Below are 25,515 nucleotides of genomic sequence, written 5' to 3'. Positions count from 1 at the left end.
TTGCAGCCGCGCCGGGCTGCGCTAGACCGGTCCTGCACCGCCCCGCAGGAGACGCGATGATCCCCCGTTTCGGCCCCGCGCCACGACCGGGCCAGTCCTATCGGCTGCGTCCCGGCGCCTATGCGGTCCTGCTGCGCGGCGGCCAGGTGCTGCTGACCCATCAGGACGGACCCGAGCCCGAATACCAGCTGCCCGGCGGCGGCATCGACGCGGGCGAGGGCGCCGTCGCGGCCCTGCACCGCGAGGTGCGCGAGGAGACCGGCTACCGGATCGGCGCGCTGCGCGGGCTTGGCGCCTATCGGCGCTTCTGCTTCATGCCCGAATACGACCTGATGGCCGAAAAGCTGTGCGGCGTCTGGCTGGGCCGCCCGATCCGCCGCGATGGCCCGCCGACCGAACCCGGTCACCGCGCCGTCTGGATGGCGCCCGCCGCCGCGCTGGCCTGTCTGGCCGATCCGGGCGCGCGGTTCTGGATGGCCCGCGCGCTGCGCCTGCGATCCGTCCTTTAGGCCTGATCGTCCGCGTCCTGTCGCGCCGCGTCCTGTCGCGCCGCGTCCTGCCGCGCCATGTCCTGTCGCAAAAGGCCGGCACCGCGACATGCCGCTGGGCCCCGCGCCTCGGGTCGCGGCGCCCGAGCGCGATCGCCTGCCGTGCTGTCTCGCCACTCCGCCGCCGGCACCCCGGGTCCGGCATCCCGACGCCGCCGCGCCGGCGACGACTGGTTGAAACGCCCTGATCCGGACCGAAGGGGCCAGGCTGAGAGGTCGGGACCGGCAATGCCGGGTCATCCTTCGGTTGGCCTTCAGGCCGGGCCGCCAGCCGGGCGGCGGCCCTTCGCATAGCCCGACGCCCGACCGCGCGCGCGGCCGGGTCATGCGCGATCGGGCCCCTCGTCGCGGTTGCGCGCCTGCCGCCGGTCTGCCGGCCCGGACCTACCTGCCGTGGATGGGCACCGGTTCGGCGGGTTTCAGATATTCGATCAGCACGGCCGACATGTCGTCGGGTCGTTCGCCCCGGCAATATTCCGACACCGACCACGCCATCGATTCGAGGAAGGCGTGACCGCCCAGGAAGGCATTGGTCCGCATGATCGCCTCCAGCCCCTCTTCGCCCAGCTGCCGGCCGCCGGGGCTTGCGGCCTCGGTTATCCCGTCCGAGGCGATCAGCAGCCGCGCGCCGGGGTCCAGCTGGAACTCGATCTCGTCGAAGATCGGGTTCTCGAAAACGCCGATCGGCATCCCCCCCTGCCCGATCGCGCGGATCCTGCCGTCGCCGCCCTGCAACATCGGGTGCGGATGACCGGCCTGGACCATCCGCACAAGCCCCGTGACGTGGTTCAGTTCGGCATAGATCATCGTGAAATAGGTGTCGGTGCTCATCTCCTCCAGCATCATGTTGTTGAAGAAATGCGCCAGCGCGGCGGGCGGCACCGCGTCGCTGCCGGCCTGCGCCGCGCGCAGCGCGACGTTCTGGTCAGAGGCGCCGGAGAGATGCACCGACAGCTGCGCGGTCAGCAGTGCCGCCGTGACCCCGTGACCCGACACGTCCAGCGCGTAAAGCCCGATCCGATCCGTGCCGATCGGAAAGAAGCCGACCAGGTCGCCGCCGATATGTCCCGCCGGCCGCAGCAGCAGCGACAGCTCGAAATCCCCGAAGCGGCCGGATCTTTCGCGCACCAGCCCCTGTTGCAGCTTGCGCGCCTCCATCAGGTCGCGCTCGATTGCGGCCTGCGTGTCGCGCAGCTTGTCCAGCGCGGCGCGCAGCTGCGCGTTGCTCGCGCGCAGTTCGGCCTCGACACGCAGCACGCGCTCGCCCACCCCCAGCCGCGCCAGCAGCTTGTGGCCGTTGATGGGCAGGGTGACGAAATCATCGGCGCCGGCGTCCAGCCCCTGCAGGATCTCGTGTCCGGCCTCGCTGCCCGCGAGGACCAGCAGATAGCACTCCGCGGTGCGCTCCAGCGCGCGGAAATCATGGCAGAAGGCGGCGCCACCGATGTCGGGCAGGTCCCAGTCGCAGATCACCACCTCGAAGGATCGCGCGGCGCACAGCGTCAGGGCGCGCCGGCCGCTGGCCGCTTCGGTGACCTGATAGCCGGCATCGCGCAGCCGTTCTGCGAGTTCGCGGCGCAGGGCGACGCGCGGCTTGACCAGCAACAGCCGGCGGGGCGCGGTGGCGCCCCGGTCTGCGGTCTCGCCGCTGCGTATCTTGCGATTCTCGGCCTTCATGATTGCGCTTCTACCGCGCGGGCGGTAAAGGCGCCGTAAATCGCCCCCCCAGCGGCGCGGTTGCTTGCGTCAAATTTTCAGTTTCTGCAAGAATGTTGACGGCCGGCCCGACCGTCGTTCAGCCGGCCTTGGGCCTGAACGCCCTGATCCGTGCCGGGTCGGTCTCGATCCGCCCCGCGCCCAGCAGGTCGAGGCAATAGGGCACCGCCGCAAAGACCGCATCGAGGCAGGTGGCGATGGCCGAGGGCTTGCCGGGCAGGGTGATGATCAGTGTCGCGTCCCGGCTGACCGCGGTCTGTCGCGACAGGATCGCCGTCGGCACCTCACGCAGCGAGGCGCGGCGCATCTCCTCTCCGAAACCCGGATATTCGCGATGGGCGACGTCCGTCACCGCCTCGGGTGTCTGATCGCGCGGCGCGGGGCCGGTGCCGCCGGTCACCAGGATCAGGTCGGCGCCATCCTCGACCAGCGCGCGCAGCCGTGCCGCCACGCCCTCGCGGCCGTCGGGAACGATGTGGCGCGCGATCTCGACCGGCGAGGTGATCACCGCGCGCAGCCAGGCCTCGGCGCCCGGCCCGCCCTTGTCCTCGTATTCGCCCCGCGCGGCGCGGTCGCTGACGACAAGGATGGCGATGCGGGCGGGGGTGGCCATGCGAAACTCCTGGACATGCGGGTGCCATCCTGCCGCGGATGGCCGACGTTGAAAAGCCGCGCGCCGCGCACCCGGCGGGCGCAGGGGTGCCAGCCGCGATGACAGCGGGGGGTCCGGGGGGCCGGCCCCCCGGCCGCCGCGGGCCGCAACCGACCCGGCCGGCCTGCGCCGCGCGCCGGTCTCAGCGCGTGCGCGCGTTGCGGTTCGCCACCAGCTTCAGGCGCAGCGCGTTCAGGCGGATGAAGCCCGCCGCATCCTTCTGGTCATAGGCGCCGGCGTCGTCCTCGAAGGTGACATGCGCCTCGCTGTAGAGCGAGTGATCCGACCAGCGGCCGACGCAGGTGGCCAGGCCCTTGTACAGCTTCAGCCGCACCGTGCCGGTCACATGCTCCTGCGACCGGTCGATGGCCGCCTGCAGCATCTCGCGCTCGGGGCTGAACCAGAAGCCGTTGTAGATCAGCTCGGCATAGCGCGGCATCAGGCTGTCCTTCAGATGGCCCGAGCCGCTGTCCAGGGTGATCTGCTCGATGCCGCGATGGGCCTCCAGCAGGATGGTGCCGCCCGGCGTCTCGTAGATGCCGCGCGACTTCATGCCGACAAAGCGGTTCTCGACGAAATCCAGCCGGCCGATGCCGTGCCGGCCGCCCAACGCGTTCAGCCGCGTCAGGATCGTGGCCGGCGACAGCGCCTGCCCGTCGATGGCCACCGCATCGCCCTTCTCGAAGGTGATCTCGACGAATTCGGGCTGGTCGGGTGCGTCCTCGGGGTTGACGGTGCGCTGGTAGACATGGTCGGGCGCGGCCTCGGCGGGGTTTTCCAGCGCCTTGCCCTCGGACGAGGTGTGCAGCAGGTTCGCATCCACGCTGAACGGCGCCTCGCCGCGCTTGTCCTTGGCGATCGGGATCTGGTTCGCCTCGGCGAATTCCAGCAGTTTCGTGCGCGAGGTCAGGTCCCATTCGCGCCATGGCGCGATGACCTTGATCGCCGGGTCCAGCGCATAGGCGCTGAGCTCGAAGCGCACCTGGTCATTGCCCTTGCCGGTCGCGCCATGCGCCACCGCGTCGGCGCCGTGCTGATGGGCCAGTTCGACAAGCCGCTTCGAGATCAGCGGCCGCGCGATCGAGGTGCCCAGCAGATACAGCCCCTCGTACAGCGCATTGGCGCGGAACATCGGGAACACGAAGTCGCGCACGAATTCCTCGCGCAGATCCTCGATATGGATGTTGTCGGGCGCGATGCCCAGCAATTCGGCCTTGGCGCGCGCCGGCTCCAGCTCCTCGCCCTGGCCCAGATCGGCGGTGAAGGTGATGACCTCGCAGCCATATTCGGTCTGCAGCCATTTCAGGATGATCGAGGTGTCGAGCCCCCCGGAATAGGCGAGGACGACTTTCTTCGGCGCGTCGGACATGCATGGCCCCTTCTGATGACGGGCCGGGAATAGGCGGAAATCGCGGGCCTCACAAGGGCCGCAAGCCCATCGGGCGCTTGCCAAGCCCGGCCTTTCGCGGCATGCGCTTGCAAATGGAAAACTTTGTCGCCTCCGTCGCCCGCGCCGAGGCCGCGCTGCGCGACCTGTTCGAACCGACGCCGCTGCAGCGCAACGACCACCTGTCGGCCCGGTTCGGCGCCGAGATCTGGCTGAAGCGCGAGGACCTGACCCCGGTGCGCAGCTACAAGCTGCGCGGCGCCTTCAACGCCATGCGCAAGCTGGTGCGCCCCGGCGCGGCGGCGCATTTCGTCTGTGCCAGCGCCGGCAACCACGCCCAGGGCGTGGCCTTCGCCTGCCGCCATTTCGGGGCGCGCGGCACCATCTTCATGCCGGTGACGACGCCGAAGCAGAAGATCGACAAGACGCGGGTGTTCGGCGGCGACGCCATCGAGATCGTCCTGACCGGCGATTATTTCGACCAGACGCTGGCCGCCTCGCAGGCCTTCGCGGCCGATCACGGCGCCGAATTCCTGTCGCCCTTCGACGCCCCCGACATCATCGAGGGGCAGGCGACGGTCGCGCGCGAGATGCTGGCCCAGATCGGCACCCCGCCCGATCTGGTGGTGCTGCCGGTCGGCGGAGGCGGCCTGTCGGCGGGCGTGGTGGCCTACATGGCCGAGACCGCGCCGCAGACCGCCTTCGCCTTTGCCGAGCCGCTGGGTGGCGCCAGCCTCCGGGCGGCGCTCGAGCATGGCGCGCCGGTGGCGCTACCGGCGGTCGACAGCTTTGTCGATGGCGCCGCCGTCGCCCGCATCGGCGCGCTGCCCTTCGAGGTGCTGCGCCGCTTCAGCCCCGCCGACGTCCATCTGGCGCCCGAGGACCGCATCTGCCGGACCATGCTGGACATGCTGAACGCCGAGGGCGTCGTGCTGGAGCCGGCCGGGGCGCTGGCGCTGGACGTGCTGGGCGATCTGGGCGACCTGTCGGGCAGGACGGTGGTCTGCGTCTGCTCGGGCGGGAATTTCGACTTCGAGCGGCTGCCCGAGGTCAAGGAACGCGCGCAGCGTTTTGCCGGGCTCAAGAAATACTTCGTGCTGCGGATGCCGCAGCGCCCCGGCGCGCTGCGCGATTTCCTGCAGCTGCTGGGCCCCGATGACGACATCGCGCGCTTCGAATACCTGAAGAAATCGGCGCGCAACTTCGGCTCGGTGCTGATCGGGATCGAGACGACGCAGCCCGAAAACCTGATCGCGCTGGCGGCGCGGCTGGACGGGGCGGGCTTCACCTATCGCGACATCACCGGCGACGGCATCCTGGCCGAACTGCTGGTCTGATCGCGGCCGGTCCCCCGCCCGACCCGCGCCCGCCGCGCTCCGGTCCCGAACCCGGCCTGCGCCCCGGTCAGCCGGCGAACAGCCGCAGCGCCAGCGGCGCGATGATCGCCGTCAGCACTGCGTTCAGCCCCATTCCGATGCCCGAAAAGGCGCCGGCGGTCTCGTTGACCTGGAAGGCCCGGGCGGTGCCGATGCCATGCGCCGCCACGCCGACCGAAAAGCCCCGCGCCCGCCAGTCGCGGATCTGCAGCGCGTTCAGCAGCGGGGTCACGATGATCGCCCCGAAGATGCCGGTCAGCAGCACCAGCGCGGCGGTCAGCGTGGGCTGGCCGCCCAGCCTCTCGGCGATGCCGATGGCCACCGGCGCGGTGGTCGATTTGGGCGCCAGCGAGGCCAGCACCGATCCCTCGATCCCGAAGGCCCGCGCGATCGCCAGCGCCGAGACGACCGCCACACCCGACCCGGCCAGCAGCCCCGCCAGCATCGGCAGCGCGGCCTTCCGGACGCGCGGCAGGTTGTCATACAGCGGCAGCGCCAGCGCGACCGTTGCCGGCCCCAGCATGAAATGCACGAACTGCGCGCCCTCGAAATAGGTGCGGTAGTCCGTGCCGGTCGCCCACAGCAGGACCGCCAGCAGGATCACCGCGACCAGCACCGGATTGGCCCAGCTTTGCCGCCCGGCCGCGCGAAAGCAGGCATCGCCCGCCAGATAGGCCAGCAGCGTCGCCGTCAGCCACAGCAGCGGCCCCTGGGCGAGATAGGACCAGATCAGCAGCGGATCATTCATGCCCGTCATCCCTCGGCCCCCTCATCCTCCGGCCCCCTCATCCTTCAGGGCGGTGGGGTCCTCGGCCCCGGTCCGGCGCGCCACCGCCTGGAACACCCAGGCCCCCGCCGCGATGGCCAGCAGCGTCGATCCGGCAAGCGCCAGCGCCAGCCCGACCCCGTGCTGGCGCAGCAGGTCCCAATGCGCGACGATGCCGACGCCCGCCGGCACGAAGAACAGCGACAGGTGCTGCAGCAGGCCCAGCGTGGCGGGCCGGATCCGGTCGGCCAGCGCGGGCCGCGCAAGGCAGGCCGCGACCAGCAGCACCAGCCCCACCACCGGCCCCGGCAGGGGCAGGTCCAGCGCCCGCGAGGCGACCTCGCCGACGAGTTGAAAGCACAGGATGGTGGCCAGCGTTCCGATCATGCGGGGGACGCTATCCCGCCGGCCCGCCCGATTCCATAGCGGGCCGGTGCATCCCCGTCAGTCGCTGGTTGCATGGCGCGCATCTTGTGGGGGTGGCGCCAGACTTATCCACATCTTGTGGTTTCGGTTGACTTGCGCGCCGCGTCGCCCGACACTTGGCGAAACGAGCAGCAGCAACAGGACGCCAAGGTGCGATTCGACCGACTTCGCCTCAACGGCTTCAAGAGCTTTGTCGACCCCACCGATCTGGTGATCCGCGAGGGCCTGACCGGGGTGGTCGGCCCGAATGGCTGCGGCAAGTCGAACCTGCTCGAGGCGCTGCGCTGGGTCATGGGCGAGAACCGCCCGACCGCGATGCGCGGCGACGGCATGGAGGACGTGATCTTCGCCGGCACCACCCGCCGCTCGGCGCGCGGCCATGCCGAGGTGTCGCTGAGCGTGGACAACCGCGACCGGCTGGCGCCCGCCGGCTTCAACGAGGCCGACAGCTTCGACATCGTGCGCCGGATCACCCGAGACGCGGGCAGCGCCTACAAGATCGCCGGCAGGGATGTGCGGGCGCGCGACGTGCAGATGCTGTTCGCCGACGCCTCGACCGGCGCGCACAGCCCGGCGCTGGTGCGGCAGGGCCAGATCAGCGAGCTGATCAACGCCAAGCCCCGCAACCGGCGCCGCATCCTCGAGGAGGCGGCGGGCATCTCGGGGCTCTATGCCCGCCGGCACGAGGCCGAGCTGAAGCTGAACGGGGCCGAGGGCAACCTGACACGGGTCGACGACACGCTGGACCAGCTGAGCGCGCAGGCCGCCAGCCTCGCCCGGCAGGCCCGCGCCGCCGCGCGATACCGCGAGATCGGCGCCGCGCTGCGGCTGGCCGAGGGGGTGCTGCTCTACCGCCGCTGGGCCGAGGCCGATGCCGCGCGGCTGGCGGCCGCCGAGGCGCTTGCGCAGGCCGTGGCCGCGGCGCGGTCGGCCGAGGCGGCGTCGTCGCGCGCGACCGCCCATCGCGACGCGGCCGAGGCCGCGCTGCCCGCGCTGCGCGAAGAGGAACAGGTGGCCGGCGCGATCCTGTCGCGGCTGGCGGCCGAACGCGAGGCGCTGGACGAGGCCGAGGCACGGGCCGCCGACCAGCTGCGCGCGATCCTGTCGCGCATCGCCCAGCTGGACCGCGACATCGACCGCGAGGAGGCGCTGAACCGCGATGCCGGCGAGGTCGTGCAGCGGCTCGGCTGGGAACGGACCGAGCTGGACCGGGCCGGGCAGGGGCACGAGGCCCGGCTGGACATGGCCGCGGCGCAGGCCGACGAGGCCGCCGAGGCGCTGCGCGAGGTCGAGGCGCGGCTGGCCGAACTGACCGACGAATCCGCCCGGCTGGCCGCCCGGCACCAGTCGGCCGAGCGGCTGGCCGCGGACCTGCGCGCCATGCTGACCCGCGCCGAGGCCGCCGCCGCCGAGGCCGAGGCCGCCGCCTACCGCGCCGCCGGGACCGGCGCCGCCGCCGCCGAGGCCCTGCGCGGGGCCGAGGCGGCGCAGGACATCGCCCGCGACCGCGCCGAGGCCGCGGAAGAGGCGCTGGCGGCATCCGAAACGGCGCGGGCCGAGGCCGAGACCGGCGAGGCCGCCACCCGCTCGGCCCGCGCCGAGGCCGAGGGCGAGGCGGCCGCGCTGGCTGCCGAGATGGCGGCGCTGCGGCGGCTGGTGGAACGCGGCCAGTCGGGCGGCCGGGCGCTTCTGGACCGGGTGCAGGTCGCCCGCGGCCACGAGGTCGCCTTCGGGGCGGCGCTGGGCGACGATCTGGCCGCCGGCCTGGCCGAGGATGGCGCCAGCGGCTGGCACGACCTGCCGGGATGGGACAGCCCGCAGCCGCTGCCCGCGGGCGCCGCGCCGCTGGCCCCCCATGTCTGCGGCCCGACGGTGCTGGCGCGGCGCATGTCGCAGGTCGGGCTGGTCGCCGACGCCGCCGCCGCCGCCGCGCTGCAAGCGGCGCTGCGGCCCGGCCAGCGGCTGGTGACGCCGGCGGGCGACCTGTTCCGCTGGGACGGCATGCGGGTGATGGCGGGCGAGGCCGCGTCTTCGGCCGCGCTGCATCTGCAGAAGGTGAACCAGCTGGCCGGCATCGTGGCGCAATCCGAGGCCGCGCAGGCCCGCGCCGCGGATGCGGCCGACCGCCACGAGGGCGCAAGGGCCGCCCTGGCCGCGGCGGCGGGCGCCGAGAAATCCGCCCGCGACGCCCGGCGCGAGGCCGAACGGCTGCTGTCGGATGCCGTCCGCGCGGCGACCCGCGCCGAATCCGACCTGTCGATGGCCAGCAGCCGGCTGGACAGCGCGCGGGCCGAACTGTCGCGTCACCGGGCCGACGCCGAGGATGCGCGGGCCCGCCTGCTGCAGGCCGACCGCGCACTGGCCGACCTGCCCGATCGCGGCGACGCGGCCGCGGCGCTCGAACATGCCCGCACCGGGGTCGAGGCGGCGCGCATCGCCACCATGACCCGCCGCGCCGCGCTGGACGAGCTGCGCCGCGAGGGCAATGCCCGCATCCGGCGCCTGCAGGAGATCGCGAAGGAGGAATCGGGCTGGACGCTGCGCCTGCAACAGGCCGGCACGCGCGCGGCCGAACTGGCCGCCCGCAGGCAGGCGGCCGCCGCCGATCTGGACGAGGCCGAGGCGCAGCCCGCGCTGCTGGCCGACCGCCGCGAGGCGCTGGCCGTCCGCGCCGCCGAGGCGCAGGGGCGCCATGACCGCGCCCGGCAGGCGCTGTCGGCCGCCGACGAGGCCGCCCGTGCCGCCGCCCTGGCCGAACGCGAGGCCGAGCGTCTGGCCTCGGAGGCGCGCGAGGCCCGCGCCGCCCGCGAGGCCCGCGCCGAGGCTGCCCGCGACGGCGAGGCCGCCGCCCGCGCCCGCATCCTCGACGAGACCGAGGGCACCCCGCAGGCGCTGCTGGCCAGCCTTGGCGACGGCGCCACCGACACGGCCGTCGCCGCGCTCGAGGACCAGATCGCCCGGCTGCGCGGCCAGCGCGACGCGCTTGGCGCGGTGAACCTGCGCGCCGACGAGGACAAGCGCGCGCTTGAGGAGGAACGCGACCTGCTGGCCGCAGAAAAGGCCGATCTGGAAGAGGCGATCCGCAAGCTGCGGGCCGGCATCGGCAGTCTGAACCGCGAGGGCCGCGAACGGCTTCTGGCGGCCTTCGACACGGTGAACGCGAATTTCTCGACCCTGTTCACCAGCCTGTTCGGCGGTGGCGAGGCCCGTCTGGTGCTGGTCGAATCCGATGATCCGCTGGATGCCGGGCTGGAGATCATGTGCCAGCCGCCGGGCAAGAAGCTGTCCACCCTGTCGCTGCTGTCGGGGGGCGAGCAGACGCTGACCGCGATGGCGCTGATCTTTGCCGTGTTCCTCGCCAATCCCGCCCCGATCTGCGTGCTGGACGAGGTTGACGCGCCGCTGGACGATGCGAATGTCAGCCGCTTCTGCGACCTTCTGGACGAGATGACGCGCCGCACCGACACCCGCTTCCTGATCATCACCCACCATGCGGTGACGATGGCGCGGATGGACCGGCTGTTCGGGGTGACGATGGTCGAACAGGGGGTCAGCCAGCTGGTCAGCGTCGATCTGAAGCGCGCCGAGGCTCTGGTCGCCTGATCCGGCCCGCGCTAGGCTGGCGGCCGAATCCCGGCCCGTCTGCGGGCCGTCCCTGACAGATGAGGACCGCCATGAGCATCGAAGCCACCCTGACCGCCAAGGGCATCACCCTGCCGGACGCGCCCGCGCCCGCCGCCAATTACGTGCCCTTCGTCCGCAGCGGCAATCTGGTCTTCGTCTCGGGCCAGATCAGCGCCGACGAGAACGGCCTGATCAGGGGCCGGCTGGGCGAGGGCATGTCGGTCGATGAGGGCGTCGCCGCCGCGCGCCGCTGCGGGTTGTCGCTGATCGCGCAGCTGAAGGCGGCGGTGGGCGATCTGGACCGCGTGGCGCGGGTGGTCAAGCTGACCGGCTTCGTGAACTCGACCGGCGATTTCATCGACCAGCCCAAGGTCATCAACGGCTGCTCGGACCTCATGGTCGAGGTGTTCGGCGAGGCCGGCCGCCACGCCCGCGCCGCCGTCTCGGCGCCCTCGCTGCCGCTGGGCGTCGCGGTCGAGATCGAGGCCGTCTTCGAGATCGCCGGATGACCGCGCTGCCCGATGCCTTCCTGCGCCTGCCCATCGCCCATCGCGGGCTGCACGGACCGGGCGTGCCCGAAAACAGCCTTGCCGCCGCGCAGGCCGCGATCGAGGCGGGCCACGGGATCGAGCTGGACATCCAGCCCGCCGCAGGGGGCGTGCCGATGGTGTTTCACGACTATGACCTCGCCCGGCTGGCGGGCGATCAGGCCTATATCGCCGATCTGGACCCCGAGACCCTCGCCGAAAAGCGCCTGTCGGGCAGCGACGAGGCGATCCCGACGCTGGCCGCGTTCCTGCGCCTCGTGGCGGGGCGGGTGCCGCTGCTGGTCGAGATCAAGGACCAGGACGGCCGGCTGGGCGCCGGGATCGGCGAGCTGCACCGCCATGTCGCCGACCAGCTGCGATCCTATGAGGGGCCGGTGGCGGTGATGTCCTTCAACCCCCATGTCGTCGCCGCCCTTCACGCGCTGATGCCCGACCTGCCGGTTGGCCTGACCTCCTGCGGCTTTCCGCCCGAGGACTGGCCGATGCTGGACGAGCCGACGCGCGCCCGGCTGGCGGATCTTGCGGATTTCGAAAGCTCGGGCGCCTGCTTCGTCTCGCATGACAAGGGCGATCTGGCCAATCCGCGCATCGCCGCCCTGAAGGCTGCGGGCGTGCCGATCCTGTGCTGGACGGTGCGCTCGGCCGCCGAAGAGGCGCGGGCGCGGCAGCTGGCCGACAACATCACCTACGAGAACTACCCGGCGGGGGCCTGAACCCGGGGCCCGGACCGAGGCGCGCGGGGGGGGGGGGGCGAGGCGCGCAGCGGGGGGGCGCGCGGCCGGGCCCGGGCAGCCGCAAGGCTGCGGCAACAGCGCGCGGCCCGCGCTCGCGCGACGGCTGGCAATTCCGCCGCGACCGCCTAGATTGGGCCGCATGAGCCTTGATCTGACGATGACCACCCATCCCGCGATCAGCGCCATTCCGGCCGCGGACTGGGACGGGCTTGGCGATGGCAACCCGTTCACCTCGCACCGCTTTCTTCTGGCGCTGGAGGAGTCGCGATCGGTCGGCACCGGCACCGGCTGGCAGCCCCTGCACCTGACCATCCAGCGCGGCGCCACCATGCTCGGCGCCGTGCCGCTCTATGCCAAGTCGCACAGCCAGGGCGAATACATCTTCGACCACGCCTGGGCGCAGGCCTACCAGCGCGCCGGCGGCCGCTATTACCCCAAGCTGCAGGCGACGGTGCCCTTCACCCCGGCGACCGGGGCGCGGCTGCTGGCGCGCGACCCGGCGATCCGGCAGGCGCTGCTGGCCGGGATGTGCCAATTGGCCGAGCGCGGCGGCGCCTCGGGCGTGCATGTCACCTTCTGCACCGAGGCCGAGGCACGGCTGGGCCCCGAGGCGGGGTTCCTGCCGCGCCTCACCCAGCAGTTCCACTGGCTGAACCGCGGCTATGCATCCTATGACGACTTCCTGGCGCAGCTGTCCTCGCGCAAGCGCAAGGCGCTGCGCAAGGAGCGCCAGCGCGCGCAGGATTTCGGCGGCCGCATCCTGCGGCTTACCGGCGACGACCTGCGGCCTGCGCATTGGGACGCCTTCTGGGCGTTCTACCAGGACACCGGCAGCCGCAAATGGGGCCAGCCCTACCTGACCCGCGCCTTCTTCGACCGGCTCCAGCAGGACATGCGCGACGACGTGATCCTGGTGCTGGCCGAACGCGACGGCCGGCCGATCGCCGGGGCGCTGAACTTCCTGGGCCCGGAGGCGCTGTACGGACGGTACTGGGGCTGCATCGAGGATCATGCCTTCCTGCATTTCGAACTGTGCTACCATCAGGCCATCGACATCGCGATCGAGCGGCGGCTGGCGCGGGTCGAGGCCGGCGCGCAGGGCGAACACAAGCTGGCGCGCGGCTATCTGCCGGTGCCGATCCACTCGCTGCACTGGGTGCGCGACGCGGGCTTTCACCGCGCGCTCGAGGACTACCTGCAGCAAGAGCGGGCGGCGATGGGGTCGGACATCGACCTGCTGACGGAATGGGGGCCCTTCCGGCGCGCGGATCGCGTCTGAAGCCGGGCGCCGGGGTCGGGCGGCCAGGGCAAGGGGCCGCGCGGGCCGCACGCGCCGCACCCGGCGGCGGATGCCGGCGCCGGCTTGCGTCCCGCGACGGCCGGGGGGCTGTCTGCCCCCCGGACCCCCCGATCACGCAGGGGCGGCCGGTCGCGCCCGCGCGGTGCCTGCCCGCCCCGGCAGGCGCGGGGAGGTCAGGCCTTTTCCAGCAGCGCCTCGCCGGCGCTGACGCTGCACTGGCCGGGCGAATCCTCGACATCGATCACCTCGACCCGGCCGCCGGACAGCAGCGCGGCAAAGCGCCGGCAGCGCCCGAACAGACCCGCCGGCGGCGCATCGAAATCCAGCCCGAGGGCGCGGGTCACGCTGCCATCGGCATCGGCCAGGACCTCGATCCCGGCCTCGGTGGCGCCGGTCTCGCGCGCCCATGCGGCGCAGACGAAGGGATCGTTGACCGTCAGGCAGACGATCCGGTCGATGCCCTTGGCGCGGAACCGGTCGGCGGTGCGCACGAAGCTGGGCATGTGCGCATTCGTGCAGGTCCCGGTGAAGGCGCCCGGCAGGCCGAACACCGCCACCCGGCCCGCGGCGAGGCTGGCCGTGTCGACCGCCTCGGGGCCGTTCTCGCCCACCCGCAACAGGCTGCCCTGCGGAAAGTTGTCGCCGACCGTGATGCTCATTGCTGCGCTCCATGAATTGCAACGGATTCGCGGCGACTATAGGTTGCACCCCGGCGATGGGCCAGAGCCGCGGGCGGGCCGCCCGGCCACGGCCCGGGGCACGGAAGGAGGCTGGGGATGCGGATCGTGATCCTGGGAGCGGGGCAGGCGGCGGCCTCGCTGGCGGCGCGGCTGCGCGCGGCGGGCCATGCGGGCCCGGTGACCCTGATCGGCAGCGAGCCGGTCGCCCCCTATCAGCGCCCGCCGCTTTCCAAGGACTACCTGCTGGGCCGGATGGGCCTCGACCGGCTGATGCTGCGCGGCGCCGACTGGTGGGCCGCGCAGGGCGTGACGCTGCGCCTCGGCGAAACCGCGACCGCCATCGACCGCGACGCGCGCATCGTCACGACCGATCGGGGCAGCCATGCCTATGATGCCCTGGTCCTGACCCTGGGCGCCCGGCCGCGCCGGTTGCCCGCCGGGATCGGCGGCCACCTGCCCGGCGTGCATGTCATTCGCAGCCTGGCCGATATCGAGGCGCTGGCCCCCGGATTGCAGCCCGGCCGCCGGCTGGTCGTGATCGGCGGCGGCTATATCGGCCTCGAGGCGGCGGCCGTCGCGCGCAAGCTGGACCTCTCGGTCACGCTGATCGAAGCCGCGCCGCGCATCCTCGGCCGGGTCGCCGCCGCCGAGACGGCCGGCATGATCCGCGACCTGCACCGCAGCCACCGCGTGACCATCCTCGAAGGCACCGCCATCGCCGGCATCACCGGCACCGACCGCGCCACCGGCGTGCGGCTGGCCGACGGACGCGACCTGCCCGCCGACCTCGTGGTGACCGGCATCGGCGTCACCCCCGAGACCGCGCTTGCCGAACGGTCCGGACTCGGGATCGACAACGGCATCGCCACCGACGATCGCGGCCGGACGTCCGACCCGGCGATCTGGGCGGCCGGCGACTGCGCCAGCATCCCGTGGCAGGGCGGCCGGCTGCGCCTGGAAAGCGTTGGCGGCGCCATCGACATGGCCGAGGCGGTGGCCGACAACATCCTTGGCGCCGACCGTGCCTATGCGCCGCGGCCCTGGTTCTGGTCAGACCAGTTCGACGCGAAGCTGCAGATCGCGGGGCTGGGCACCGGCCATGACCGGATCGTGACCCGCCCGGCCGAGGGCCCGCATGGCGGCTCGGTCTGGTACTACCGCGGCGCCCGGCTGATCGCGGTCGACGCGCTGAATGACGCCCGCGCCTACATGATCGGCAAGCGGCTGATCGAGGCCGGCCGCTCGCCCGATCCTGCGGCTCTGGTCGCCGCCGCCGATCTCAGGGCGCTGCTGTGACTTGCCCTGGCGCAAATATCCTCGGGGGGTCCGGGGGGCAGACAGCCCCCCGGCCGTCGCGGGACGCATCCGGGACCGGCCCATGAGGATCGTGGCCGGCCGCCTGCGCGGCCTGAAGCTGGCCGAGATCGGGCAGGGCGACGCGGCCGCGCATCTGCGCCCGACCACCGACCGGGTGCGCGAGGCGATCTTCAACCTGCTGGTGAATGGCAGCCACAGCGCCAGCCACGGCAACCCGGTGACGGATGCGCGGGTCCTCGACCTCTTCGCCGGCAGCGGTGCCCTTGGGCTCGAGGCGCTGTCGCGCGGTGCGGCGCAGGTCGATTTCGTCGATGACGGCGCAGTCGCCCGGGCGCTGATCCGCGCAAATGTCGATCGTGCGCGGGCGCAGGCCGTCACCGCGATCCGGCGCGGTGACGCGACCCGCCTCGGCATCCATCGCGGCCCGCCCTACACGCTGGTCTTCCTCGACCCGCCCTATGGCAAGGGGCTGGGCGAGGCCGCCATCGCCGCGGCGCTGGCCGGCGGCTGGATCGCCCCGGGCGCGCTGGTCGTCTGGGAGGAGTCGCGCGCCCCCCTGCTGCCCGCCCCGCTGGTCCGGCTGGACCAGCGCAGCTATGGCGACACGGTGGTGACCCTGGCCCGCATGGCCGGCCCGGTCCCCGCAGGCGCCGCGCCGGCAGACGCCACCCCCTCAACCTCCGGCCCCTCCACCTCCGGCCCCCCAACCTCCGGCCGCGCAGGCACCACCCCCCCTGCCGCCCGCCCGGCAGACCCGACCGCCGCAGCAGGGCGCCGCGCGCACCCGCCCCGGACGCAGGACCCCGCAGCCCGCCCGTCCGCCGGCCCCGGCTTGCCCGCGCCCCCCCGAAGGCGCTAAGCCTTGGCGGGCATCCGCAATCCGCGCCAGCGAGGTCCTGCCGCCGTGACCCCGACCCCCTCCTCGTCCGCGCTGTTCCGGCGGCTCTGGTCCGACTACCTGCGTATCCATCGCGGCGGCATGGTCGTGGCCTTCCTGCTGATGACGCTCGAGGGCTCGACGCTGGCGCTGATCTCGTGGATGCTGAAGCCGCTCTTCGACCTGGTCTTCGCGGGCCGCCAGCCGGGCGCGATCTGGTGGGTCGGCGGGGCGATCTTCGCCACCTTCCTGCTGCGCGCGGTGACGCTGGTGGCCAGCCGGTCGCTGCTGACGCGGATCTCGCTGGGCATCTCGACCCGGATGCAGACCGACCTGCTGGCCCATGTCATGCGCCTCGACGGCCGCTTCTTCCGCGACAACCCGCCCGGCGCGCTGATAGAGCGCATCCAGGGCGACACCATCGCGGTGCAGGGCGTCTGGGCCACGCTGCTGACCGGGGCCACGCGCGACGCGATCTCGCTGGTGCTGCTGTTCGGGGTGGCGCTGTCGGTGGACCCGTCCTGGACGCTGGCGGCGCTGGTCGGGGCGCCGCTGCTGATCGTGCCCACCGCGCTGGTCCAGCGTTACGTCCGCCGCAAGATGCGCCAGAACCGGGTCAATGCCAGCGCCCGCGCCACCCGGCTGGACGAGGTGCTGCACGGCATCGCCGCGATCCGGCTGAACCGCGCCGAGGACGACCAGACCCGCCGCTTTGCCGCCATCGTCGAGCGGGTCCGGCAGGCCGAGGTCAAGGTCGCCGCGACCAGCGTGGTGATCCCGGCGATGACCGACATCGTCACCGGCATCGGCTTCGTCGCGGTCCTCGCGCTGGGCGGGCGCGAGGTGATGGAGGGCCAGCGCAGCGTCGGAGACTTCATGTCCTTCTTCACTGCGCTGGCGCTGGCCTTCCAGCCGATGCGCCGGCTTGGCGGGCTGGCGGGCAGCTGGCAGACCGCGGCGGCCAGCCTCGAACGCATCTACGAGGTCTTCGACACCGCGCCCGGCATCCGCTCGGGTCCGCGCCTGGCGCCGCCCGACAGCACCGCGATCACCCTGTCGGACGTGGCGCTGTCCTATGACGGCCAGCCGGTGCTGCGAGGCCTCGGCTTCACCGCCGCGGCCGGGCAGACCACCGCGCTGGTCGGTCCCTCGGGCGCGGGAAAATCGACCGTCTTCAACCTGCTGACCCGGATGGTCGATCCCGACAGCGGCCAGGTGCTGCTGGGCGGCGTGCCGGTCGCGGACTACGACCTCGGGGTGCTGCGCGACCAGTTCTCGACCGTGGCGCAGGAATCGGCGCTGTTCGACGAAAGCCTGCGCGACAACATCCTGATGGGCCGCCCCGACGCCGACCCGGCGGCGCTTGCGGCCGCGCTGGACGCCGCCCATGTCAGCGATTTCGTGGACCACACCGCCCGCGGCCTCGACAGCACGGCCGGGCCGCGCGGCTCGGCGCTGTCGGGCGGCCAGCGCCAGCGCATCGCCATTGCCCGCGCGATCCTGCGCGATGCCCCGATCCTGCTGCTGGACGAGGCGACCAGCGCGCTGGACAGCGCCAGCGAACGGCTGGTCCAGGACGCGCTGGACCGGCTGTCGGCGGGCCGCACCACGCTGGTGATAGCGCACCGGCTGTCGACGATCCGCAAGGCCGACAAGATCGTGGTGATGCAGGCGGGCAGGGTTGTCGAAGAGGGCAGCCATGACCAGTTGATGGCCCGGGGCGGCGCCTATGCCCGCCTCGTCGCGCTGCAATTCGGAGACACGCCATGACCCGCCAGATCATCCGCCTGACCGGCGAGGATCGCCTTGATTTCCTGCAGGGGCTGGTCACCAACGATGTCCGCCACGCCCCCTGCTGGGCCGCGATGCTGACCCCGCAGGGCAAGTATCTGGCCGATTTCCTGATCATTCCGCAGGACGGGGCGCTGCTGCTGGATGTCGATGCCGGGCTGGCCGACGACCTGATGCGGCGGCTGTCGATGTATCGGCTGCGCAGCAAGGTCGCGCTGGAGCCGGTGGCGATGACCGTGGCGCGCGGCACCGGCGCCGCGCCCGACGGCGCCATTGCCGACCCGCGCCACCCGGCGCTGGGCTGGCGGCTCTATGGCGGCGGCGATGGCGGCACGGGCGGCGATGACGGCACCGACTGGGATGCGATCCGGGTGGCCCATTGCATCCCCGAAACCCTGGTCGAACTGATCCCGAACGAGACCTTCATCCTCGAAGCCGGATTCGAACGCCTGCACGGCGTCGATTTCCGCAAGGGCTGCTATGTCGGGCAGGAGGTCACCGCCCGGATGAAGCACAAGACCGACCTGCGCAAGGGCCTGACCACCGTGGCGGTCGAGGGCGCGGCCCCGGTCGGCACCCCGATCCTGCGCGAGGGGCGCGAGGTCGGCACGCTGTTCACGCAGTCCGGCGGCCGGGCCATCGCGCATGTCCGCTTCGACCGGCTGGGCGCGGGAATGGTGGCGGGCGACGCCCGCATCCGGCCGGAATGACGCGCGGGGCCGACAGGGCCCCCGATGCGGCGCCCGACGCGACCCCGCCGCCGCGCAGGATCATCCATATCGACATGGACGCCTTCTATGCCTCGGTCGAACAGCGCGACAATCCCGACCTGCGCGGCAAGCCCGTGGCGGTCGGCGGCTCGTCGCTGCGCGGGGTTGTGGCGGCGGCCAGCTATGAGGCGCGGGTGTTCGGCGTGCGCTCGGCCATGCCCTCGGTCACGGCGGCGCGGCTGTGCCCGGACCTGATCTTCGTGAAGCACCGCTTCGAGGTCTATCGCGCCGTCAGCCAGCAGATCCGCGACATCTTTGCCGACTACACCCCCCTGGTCGAGCCGCTGTCGCTGGACGAGGCCTATCTGGACGTGACCGACCACCTCTGGCCCGGCCAGACCGCCACCGCTGTCGCGCGCGAGATCCGGGCCCGCATCCGCGAGGCGACCGGACTGACCGCCAGCGCCGGGGTCAGCTACAACAAGTTCCTGGCAAAGCTGGCCTCGGACCAGAACAAGCCCGACGGGCTCTGCGTCATCACCCCCGACAAGGGGCCGGGTTTCGTGCTGGCGCTGCCGGTCGGCAAGTTTCACGGCATCGGCCCGGCAACGGCGGCCAGGATGCAGGCCATGGGGATCGCCACCGGCGCCGACCTGCGGGCGCAGGATCTGGACTTCCTCACCCGCCGCTTTGGCAAGTCCGGGCGCTATTACTGGAACATCGCGCGCGGCATCGACCAGCGGCAGGTGCGCCCCGACCGGATCCGCAAATCGGTCGGGGCCGAGAACACCTATTTCACCGATCTGGCGACGCTGGATCAGGCCTGCGAGGCGCTGGCGCCGCTGGCCAACAAGGTCTGGCGGCATCTGGACAGCCGCGAATTGCGCGGCCGCACGGTGACGCTGAAGGTGAAATTCGCGGATTTCCACCAGATCACCCGCGCCCGCACGCTGCCCCGCCCGGTCGCCTCGCAGGCCGAGATGCTGGGCATTGCCCGCGACCTCGCCGCATCCGTGCTGCCCGATCCGCGCGGGGTGCGGCTGCTGGGGATCACCCTGTCGGGCTTTGATCACGACGACGACCACGACCCCGCACAGCTGGCGCTGTTTCCCGATCTCTGATCGCGGCCCCGCGCAACACCCGGCGTGCGCAAGCGGTGTACAGCCTGTGCACATCCGGTGACTTTGCAGTGGACGCCCGGTGACGCGCTTTTCGCAGCATTTGCAGGGTTTTTCGCGCCGGCGCCAGAACTCCCGTTGCGCGGTGCCGCCCTGCAACGCCCGGCGCCGTTGCGGGACGGAAAAACGCCCCGCGGCCGGGCCACGGGGCGTCGATGTCAGTCGCTTTCGGCGGGCGCTTCGGTCAGGCCCGTTCGCTGTATTCGAAGACCTCGGTGTTCACGATGATGTCCTCGCCTTCGCCGACGAAGGGCGGGATCATGATCCGCACGCCATTGTCGAGGATCGCCGGCTTGTAGCTGTTGGCGGCGGTCTGCCCCTTCACCACCGGCTCGGTCTCGACGACCTTGCAGGTGACCTTCTGCGGGATCGACACCGACAGCGCCTCCTCGCCGTAATATTCGATCGTGGCGGTCATGCCGTCCTGCAGGAAGGGGCGGCGGTCGCCCAGCAATTCCGCGTCCAGTTCGGTCTGCTCGAAGGTCTCGCTGTCCATGAAGACCAGCTTGCCATCGGATTCATACAGGAATTGCTGGTCCTTCTGGTCCAGCCGCACCCGTTCGACCTTGTCCTCGGACCTGAACCGCTCGTTCAGCTTGCGGCCGTCGCGCAGGTTCTTCATCTCGACCTGGGCAAAGGCGCCGCCCTTGCCGGGCTTGACATGGTTGACCTTCACGGCGGCCCACAGGCCCCCGTCATGCTCCAGCACGTTGCCGGGGCGGATTTCATTGCCATTGATCTTGGGCATGGACGGATCTCTTCCGAGTTTGCGGGGATTTCGACCGTCCGGGCGTTGAACGGCTGTGCCGCGCCCCTATATCGGGGCCTGCAGACAGAGGCAACCGGAACGGTTTTGGCGGCTTGTCAAGGCGGCGGGGGCGGCAAGACATCGCGCATATTCGTGTGCAGGCGCAAATTTCTTCTGATTTTTGCACGGATTGCAGCTATTGCATGGCAGCCATGCGTGCGCGGTAATATCGAATCGGCTCGGTTGTGGTCTATTGCAGGCGGCACCGTCGAAGAAACGGAACTAACACGCGGGCCAGACGTAGGTCTTTCCCGCAGGGGCCTTGGCGACGCCGGGGTCAGGCAGATTGGACGAATGACATGCGCGATTTTGTGGACGGCTCGGCTTTCAACTTCGAACAGGGGCAACGCGCGCGCAAGCTGTTTGCGGCCGTGGTTCTGGCGGCGCTGGACGATGCCATCGCCGATGACCGGAAATACGGCAACGGGCCCGAACAGATTGCACGCTGGGCACGCTCGCGCGATGGCCGCGAGGTGCTGTCCTGCGCCGGCATCGACCCCAACGAGCGGGTCGTGAAGGGGCTGATGGAGTTCGTGTCGAAGGGTGTGCGCACCTCGGTCGCGCTGTCGCGCGAGGAAAGCGAACGCCGCATGGCCGCCGAGGCCGAAGAGGCCGAAGCCGCCTGACCCCGGTATCCGGAAGGCATATCTCGGAAATGACACCATGGACCGCCTCGGGCGGTCCATTTCGTTTGGCGTGGGCCTTGCGACAACATGCGTCCCCGGTCGCGCGATGTGTCGGGCTGCGCGGATGACCCTGAATAACGCCGGATTTGATCCCTTCGCCCCGCCCGGATCAGCCGGTCTCTCGCGGACCACCGCGCAGCGGGGAAGCGGTCCGGGACCGACCGGCGGTCCGGTGCAGCGCGGTCGGCCGCCTCGTCCCTTCAGGCCAAACGTGTCACAACGCGGCGGTCATAAAACCGCGCCACATCCGCGGCATGGCACAGATCGGTCGCGGGCGTCATCACCGCTGCCGAGGCCGCCGCCGCCCCCAGCGCCAGCGCCTCGGGCACCGGCCAGTCGCGCGCCATCGCCAGCACGAAGCCTGCGACAAAGCTGTCGCCCGCGCCGACGGCGCTGACCACGGGCACCCGCGCGGCCTCGGCATGCCAGGCGCCGTCCGGCCCGGCGATCACCGATCCGTCCGCGCCGCGCGCCACGATCACCGACTTCGCGGCGCCATGCCGCACCAGCCCCGCCGCGAAAGCCGCGCTGTCGCCGCGCAGGGGCAGGGGGCGGCCCGCCAGCCCCTCGGCCTCGTGGCTGTCCATCCGCAGCACATCGACCGGGATCGACGATCCGGCCAGCGCCCGCAGCGCCTCGCCCGAGGTATCGACCAGCAGCCGGGCGCGGCCGTCCTTCAGCCGCACGGTCAGCATCTGTTCGAAGCCCGGCGCGACGCCGGGCGGGTTCGACCCCGACACGACCACCCAGCCGCCGGCCAGCGCCCTTTCGGTGATCGCCGACATCATGTCGGCCACATGGGTGGTGTGCCATTCCGGCCCCGGCAGCACAAAGCGGTACTGCCCGCCGGTCGCGCGGTCGGTAACGGCCAGCGATTGCCGCGTTTCGCCCGGCGCGGTCAGCCGCACCAGCGACAGCCCGTCGGCCTTCAGCATCTCGGCGATGCGGGTGCCGGTCGCGCCGCCAAGCGCCACCATCGCCGTCGAGGCCCCGCCCATGATCTTGATGGCGCGGCTGACATTGATGCCGCCTCCGCCCGGATCGACCACCGGCTTGTCGCAGCGCAGCTTGAGGTCGGGGCGGACCTCGTCGGCGGCGGTCGACAGGTCCAGCGCCGGGTTCAGCGTCACCGTCAGGATCGGCGCCTGCGCGGCGACGGCGGCAAGGCTCATTCCCACCACCGGTCGACGCGGGCGATGTCGTCGTCGGACCAGCCGAAATGATGCGCCAACTCGTGCGTGACGACATGCCCGACCAGCTGGCCCAGCGTGACATCGCCCCGCGCGGCCCATTCATCCAGCAGCGGGCGTCGATACAGCCAGACGATATCAGGGCCTTCGGGCTGGTCGCTGACCGATTTCTCGGTGACCGGAATGCCGTCGTAGAGGCCGGTCAGCTCGAACGGGTCGTCGATCTGCAATTCGTCCAGAACGTCCTCGGGCGCGAACTCGGCCACCCGGATGGCGACATCGCGCGCATGCCCCGCGAATTCCGGCGGAAGGCTTGCCAGCGCGTCGCGGGCGAGCGCCTCGATCCCGGCCGCGTCCGGGGCGGTCAGAGCCTGTAATTCCGTCATCCGCATCTCCTGCCTGTTGCCCCTGATATGGACAAAAAACGCAGGCTGTGAAAGAGCAGCAGCCAACAGGAGATCGCGATGACCACCACCCGCTTTGCACCTTCGCCCACCGGCCACATCCATGTCGGCAACCTGCGGACCGCGCTGTTCAACTATCTGATCGCGCGCAAGGCGGGCGGCAGCTTCATCCTGCGGCTGGACGATACCGACCAGGAGCGCAGCAAGGAGGAATATGTCGATGGCATCAAGCGCGACCTTGACTGGCTGGGTCTGCACTGGGACCGGGTCGAACGGCAGTCGCTGCGGCTGGACCGCTACGCCGAGGCCGCCGGGGCGCTGCGCGGCAGCGGCCGGCTGTACGAGGTGTTCGAGACGCCGGTCGAGCTGGACCTGAAGCGCAAGAAGCAGCTGAACATGGGCAGGCCGCCGGTCTATGACCGCAGCGGGCTGGGCCTGACCGACGCCGACCGCGACCGGCTGCGGGCCGAGGGGCGCGAGGGCTACTGGCGGTTCCGGCTGGACCACGAGCGGATCGAATGGGCAGACGGCATCCTTGGCGACATCTCGATCGACGCGGCCTCGGTCAGCGACCCTGTGCTGATCCGCGCCGACGGGCAGGTGCTTTATACCTTCGCCAGCAGCGTCGATGACACCGACATGGGGGTGACCCATATCGTGCGCGGCGCCGATCACGTCACCAATACTGCGACCCAGATCCAGATCATCAAGGCGATCGGCGGCACACCGCCCGCCTTTGCCCATCACAGCCTGTTGACCGGCGCGAAGGGCGAAGAGCTGTCCAAGCGCATCGGCGCGCTGTCGCTGAAGGATCTGCGCGAGGCCGGCATCGCGCCCGAGGCGCTGCTGTCGCTGATGGCGCGGCTGGGGTCGGGCCTGCCGGTCAGGCTGGCCAGCCTCGACGAGATCGCCGAAGGCTTCGAGCTGTCGCAGTTCGGTGCCTCGCCGACCAAGTTCGATGTCGAGGATCTGTGGCCGCTGACCCGCGAGCGCAACCAGTCCCAGCCCTTCGAGGCGGTCCGCGACCGCATCGCGGCGCTTGGCGTACCGGCGGATCATGCCGAACGGTTCTGGCGCGTCGCCTCGCAGAACATCACCCGGATCGAGGATCTCGGCGATTGGTGGCGCATCTTCAGCGAAGGCGCCGAGCCGCAGATCGACCCCGAGGATGCCGGCTTCGTCGCCGAGGCGATGCGCCTGCTGCCGCCGCCGCCTTATGACGAGACCAGCTGGTCCGCCTGGACAGGCCGCGTCAAGGAGGCGACCGGCCGCAAGGGCAAGGCGCTGTTCATGCCGCTGCGCAAGGCGCTGACCGGCCAGGCGCATGGCCCCGACATGTCCGACGTGATGCCGCTCTTGCAGGTGGTCAGGGCGCGCGGCTGATACCGCCGGGCTTTCGCCTGCGCGGCGGATCCGACAGCATCGCCATGAAACGCCGGTCGATCCGGTCCTTCCAGCGCCAGACCCAGGGGCCGCCCAGGGCGATGCCCCATTTGTCGGCCACCGCATCGCCGCCCGCCGCGATCAGCCGCAGCCAGTCGCGCTGCGGCCTGTAGGCGCGCATCCGCCCGGTGCCGGCCAGCGCCGCCCGGAGGTTGTGATCCAGAACCGGCGCCTGCCGCACCGCGAAGACACCGGCCTGCGGGCGCGGCGCCCCGGCCAGCACGGCGCAGTCGCCCACGCCGAACACCGCCGGATGCGAACTGCGCAGCGTCGCATCGACGCGCATCCGGTCGCCCTGCATCGCCAGCCCGGACCGGCCCAGCCAGCCCCCGACCTGCCCCCCGGTGGCCGCGACGACCAGACGCGCCGGGATGGCGCCACCGTCCCGCAACCACAGCCCCTCGGGACCGACCCGGGCGACCGCCCGGCCGGTCACCAGCGCGATGCGCCCCGACCTCGCGCGGGCCAGCACCAGCCGCCGCGCGCGGGGCGACAGCTCGCGCAGCATGGCCGGCGCGGCCTCGATCACCGTGATCGCGATGTTCGGCAGGCGCCTGCGGGCGGCCAGCGCGATCTCGATGCCCGCAACTCCGCCCCCGATGATCGCAAGGGCTCCGCCGCCCGTGTCCGCGAACCGCTGCCAGCCGGCGAGAAAGCGCGCCGCCGGCTTGACCGGCAATCCGTGATCCGCCAGCCCCGGCACATCGCCGGCGCCGGCCTCGACGCCGATATCCACCGACGCCAGATCGAAGGCCAAGGGGGCCCCGCCCGCAAGCATGACCCGCCGCCCCCGCAGGTCCAGCCCGGTCGCGCGGTCAAGGATCAGCCGCGCGCCGGCCCTGTGCGCCAGCCGCGCGAGGTCGATCTCGATCTCGCGACGATCATAGAGGCCGGCCACATGACCGGGCAGCATGCCCGAATATTCGGCCACCGTATGGGGCGTCACCAGCGTCAGCCGCGCCGCCGGGGCAGGGCGCTGCCCCCACCGCCGCAGCAGCAGCGCATGGCTGTGCCCGCCGCCGATCAGCACGAGATCCGCAGCCGCGGATGGGGCGTGCGCCATGGGAAAATCCCTTCCATTCCCGCCTGCGACCCGGCCATGCAGGCATCCCCAAGAAAACCGCTTGACGCTCCCCGCACCACCCCTTACATCGCCCCTCACCCGTGGCGGAGTAGCTCAGCTGGTTAGAGCAGAGGAATCATAATCCTTGTGTCGGGGGTTCAAATCCCTCCTCCGCTACCATTCGTCCGGGTAGATCAGCGAACCACCTTGAACACGATCGGTGGCGCATTCGATACCCGCAAATTGTGGTGTGTGTGGCGGCGCACTAGCTTCTGGACTAAAGCGCACTCG

The 25,515-nt window shown here is 71.6% G+C and carries 22 protein-coding genes, 1 tRNA gene and 1 pseudogene; 14 read left to right on the top strand and 10 right to left on the bottom strand.

The window, feature by feature from the left end; all coding sequences use genetic code 11:
• Positions 1–56: 56 nt before the first annotated feature.
• On the top strand, positions 57–509 hold the full coding sequence (locus Q5Y72_RS14685; RefSeq protein ID WP_305964175.1) for an NUDIX domain-containing protein: 453 nt from the start codon (positions 57–59) through the stop codon (positions 507–509).
• A gap of 423 nt (positions 510–932) precedes the next feature.
• On the opposite strand, the gene Q5Y72_RS14680 is transcribed toward Q5Y72_RS14685, so the two are convergent.
• The 3 genes from Q5Y72_RS14680 to Q5Y72_RS14670 form a co-directional block, all read right to left on the bottom strand.
• On the bottom strand, positions 933–2,225 hold the full coding sequence (locus Q5Y72_RS14680; RefSeq protein WP_305964174.1) for a PP2C family protein-serine/threonine phosphatase: 1,293 nt from the start codon (positions 2,223–2,225) through the stop codon (positions 933–935).
• Between the two features lie 118 nt (positions 2,226–2,343).
• Entirely contained in the window at positions 2,344–2,877 is a 534-nt protein-coding gene (gene mog / locus Q5Y72_RS14675) for a molybdopterin adenylyltransferase (RefSeq protein WP_305964173.1), read from the bottom strand.
• A 181-nt stretch (positions 2,878–3,058) separates the two neighbouring features.
• Entirely contained in the window at positions 3,059–4,285 is a 1,227-nt protein-coding gene (locus Q5Y72_RS14670; RefSeq protein ID WP_305964172.1) for an argininosuccinate synthase, read from the bottom strand.
• A 113-nt stretch (positions 4,286–4,398) separates the two neighbouring features.
• On the opposite strand from Q5Y72_RS14670, the gene ilvA reads away from it, so the two are divergent.
• Positions 4,399–5,640, top strand: coding sequence for a threonine ammonia-lyase IlvA (gene ilvA, locus Q5Y72_RS14665; RefSeq protein ID WP_305964171.1), 1,242 nt, complete (start codon positions 4,399–4,401; stop codon positions 5,638–5,640).
• Between the two features lie 67 nt (positions 5,641–5,707).
• Here the strand turns inward: ilvA and Q5Y72_RS14660 are convergent, their stop codons facing one another.
• Together Q5Y72_RS14660 and Q5Y72_RS14655 are read right to left on the bottom strand one after the other, a co-directional pair.
• Positions 5,708–6,427, bottom strand: a complete 720-nt coding sequence (locus tag Q5Y72_RS14660; protein ID WP_305964170.1) for an LrgB family protein — start codon at positions 6,425–6,427, stop codon at positions 5,708–5,710.
• 21 nt (positions 6,428–6,448) lie between these two features.
• Positions 6,449–6,832 carry a CidA/LrgA family protein gene (locus Q5Y72_RS14655; protein WP_305964169.1) on the bottom strand — a complete coding sequence of 128 codons (384 nt, stop codon included), beginning with the start codon at positions 6,830–6,832 and terminating at the stop codon, positions 6,449–6,451.
• Positions 6,833–7,021: 189 nt separating this feature from the next.
• Here Q5Y72_RS14655 and Q5Y72_RS14650 point away from each other — a divergent pair, with 189 nt between their 5' ends.
• From Q5Y72_RS14650 to Q5Y72_RS14635, 4 genes are all read left to right on the top strand, one after another.
• Positions 7,022–10,474, top strand: coding sequence for a chromosome segregation SMC family protein (locus Q5Y72_RS14650; RefSeq protein WP_305964168.1), 3,453 nt, complete (start codon positions 7,022–7,024; stop codon positions 10,472–10,474).
• 71 nt (positions 10,475–10,545) lie between these two features.
• Positions 10,546–11,004: a RidA family protein gene (locus tag Q5Y72_RS14645; RefSeq protein WP_305964167.1), complete on the top strand. Its 459-nt coding sequence runs from the start codon at positions 10,546–10,548 to the stop codon at positions 11,002–11,004.
• On the top strand, positions 11,001–11,756 hold the full coding sequence (locus Q5Y72_RS14640) for a glycerophosphodiester phosphodiesterase family protein (RefSeq protein ID WP_305964166.1): 756 nt from the start codon (positions 11,001–11,003) through the stop codon (positions 11,754–11,756). The genes Q5Y72_RS14645 and Q5Y72_RS14640 overlap by 4 nt, the downstream gene beginning before the upstream one ends.
• A gap of 160 nt (positions 11,757–11,916) precedes the next feature.
• On the top strand, positions 11,917–13,056 hold the full coding sequence (locus tag Q5Y72_RS14635) for a GNAT family N-acetyltransferase (protein ID WP_305964165.1): 1,140 nt from the start codon (positions 11,917–11,919) through the stop codon (positions 13,054–13,056).
• A 194-nt stretch (positions 13,057–13,250) separates the two neighbouring features.
• Here Q5Y72_RS14635 and Q5Y72_RS14630 read toward each other — a convergent pair whose 3' ends face one another.
• The gene (locus Q5Y72_RS14630; RefSeq protein ID WP_305964164.1) at positions 13,251–13,736 is read right to left on the bottom strand and encodes a peroxiredoxin; all 486 of its coding nucleotides are present in this window, start codon (positions 13,734–13,736) and stop codon (positions 13,251–13,253) included.
• 117 nt (positions 13,737–13,853) lie between these two features.
• Between Q5Y72_RS14630 and Q5Y72_RS14625 the strand changes: the two genes are divergently transcribed.
• The 5 genes and pseudogenes from Q5Y72_RS14625 to dinB all read left to right on the top strand — a co-directional run bounded on the left by Q5Y72_RS14625 (position 13,854) and on the right by dinB (position 19,573).
• Positions 13,854–15,053 carry an NAD(P)/FAD-dependent oxidoreductase gene (locus Q5Y72_RS14625; RefSeq protein WP_305964163.1) on the top strand — a complete coding sequence of 400 codons (1,200 nt, stop codon included), beginning with the start codon at positions 13,854–13,856 and terminating at the stop codon, positions 15,051–15,053.
• An 82-nt stretch (positions 15,054–15,135) separates the two neighbouring features.
• Positions 15,136–15,693: pseudogene (locus tag Q5Y72_RS14620) on the top strand (RsmD family RNA methyltransferase); the annotation flags it as partial.
• A 360-nt stretch (positions 15,694–16,053) separates the two neighbouring features.
• Positions 16,054–17,721, top strand: a complete 1,668-nt coding sequence (locus tag Q5Y72_RS14615; RefSeq protein WP_305964225.1) for an ABC transporter ATP-binding protein — start codon at positions 16,054–16,056, stop codon at positions 17,719–17,721.
• Positions 17,718–18,452 carry a CAF17-like 4Fe-4S cluster assembly/insertion protein YgfZ gene (gene ygfZ / locus Q5Y72_RS14610; protein WP_305964162.1) on the top strand — a complete coding sequence of 245 codons (735 nt, stop codon included), beginning with the start codon at positions 17,718–17,720 and terminating at the stop codon, positions 18,450–18,452. The genes Q5Y72_RS14615 and ygfZ overlap by 4 nt, the downstream gene beginning before the upstream one ends.
• Positions 18,449–19,573 (top strand): DNA polymerase IV, encoded by a 1,125-nt coding sequence (gene dinB, locus Q5Y72_RS14605; RefSeq protein WP_305964161.1) that lies wholly within the window; start codon positions 18,449–18,451, stop codon positions 19,571–19,573. The genes ygfZ and dinB overlap by 4 nt, the downstream gene beginning before the upstream one ends.
• Positions 19,574–19,814: 241 nt before the next feature.
• Here dinB and efp read toward each other — a convergent pair whose 3' ends face one another.
• Positions 19,815–20,378: an elongation factor P gene (gene efp / locus Q5Y72_RS14600; protein WP_305964160.1), complete on the bottom strand. Its 564-nt coding sequence runs from the start codon at positions 20,376–20,378 to the stop codon at positions 19,815–19,817.
• Positions 20,379–20,737: 359 nt separating this feature from the next.
• On the opposite strand from efp, the gene Q5Y72_RS14595 reads away from it, so the two are divergent.
• The gene (locus Q5Y72_RS14595) at positions 20,738–21,064 is read left to right on the top strand and encodes a DUF6280 family protein (protein WP_305964159.1); all 327 of its coding nucleotides are present in this window, start codon (positions 20,738–20,740) and stop codon (positions 21,062–21,064) included.
• A gap of 260 nt (positions 21,065–21,324) precedes the next feature.
• Here Q5Y72_RS14595 and Q5Y72_RS14590 read toward each other — a convergent pair whose 3' ends face one another.
• Together Q5Y72_RS14590 and Q5Y72_RS14585 are read right to left on the bottom strand one after the other, a co-directional pair.
• Entirely contained in the window at positions 21,325–22,296 is a 972-nt protein-coding gene (locus tag Q5Y72_RS14590; RefSeq protein WP_305964158.1) for a 1-phosphofructokinase family hexose kinase, read from the bottom strand.
• Positions 22,293–22,700, bottom strand: coding sequence for a metallopeptidase family protein (locus tag Q5Y72_RS14585; protein ID WP_305964157.1), 408 nt, complete (start codon positions 22,698–22,700; stop codon positions 22,293–22,295). The genes Q5Y72_RS14590 and Q5Y72_RS14585 overlap by 4 nt, the downstream gene beginning before the upstream one ends.
• A 78-nt stretch (positions 22,701–22,778) precedes the next feature.
• On the opposite strand from Q5Y72_RS14585, the gene gltX reads away from it, so the two are divergent.
• Positions 22,779–24,101, top strand: coding sequence for a glutamate--tRNA ligase (gene gltX, locus Q5Y72_RS14580; protein ID WP_305964156.1), 1,323 nt, complete (start codon positions 22,779–22,781; stop codon positions 24,099–24,101).
• On the opposite strand, the gene Q5Y72_RS14575 is transcribed toward gltX, so the two are convergent.
• Positions 24,085–25,224, bottom strand: coding sequence for an FAD-dependent oxidoreductase (locus Q5Y72_RS14575; protein WP_305964155.1), 1,140 nt, complete (start codon positions 25,222–25,224; stop codon positions 24,085–24,087). The genes gltX and Q5Y72_RS14575 overlap by 17 nt on opposite strands.
• 103 nt (positions 25,225–25,327) lie before the next feature.
• Here Q5Y72_RS14575 and Q5Y72_RS14570 point away from each other — a divergent pair.
• Positions 25,328–25,404, top strand: a tRNA-Met gene (locus Q5Y72_RS14570).
• Positions 25,405–25,515 lie beyond the last annotated feature (111 nt).

The organism is Paracoccus spongiarum (assembly GCF_030732095.1).
GTDB classification, from domain to species: domain Bacteria; phylum Pseudomonadota; class Alphaproteobacteria; order Rhodobacterales; family Rhodobacteraceae; genus Paracoccus; species Paracoccus spongiarum.
The sequence above is the reverse complement of the archived record's forward strand: the minus strand, read 5'-3'. Positions and strand labels throughout refer to the sequence as shown.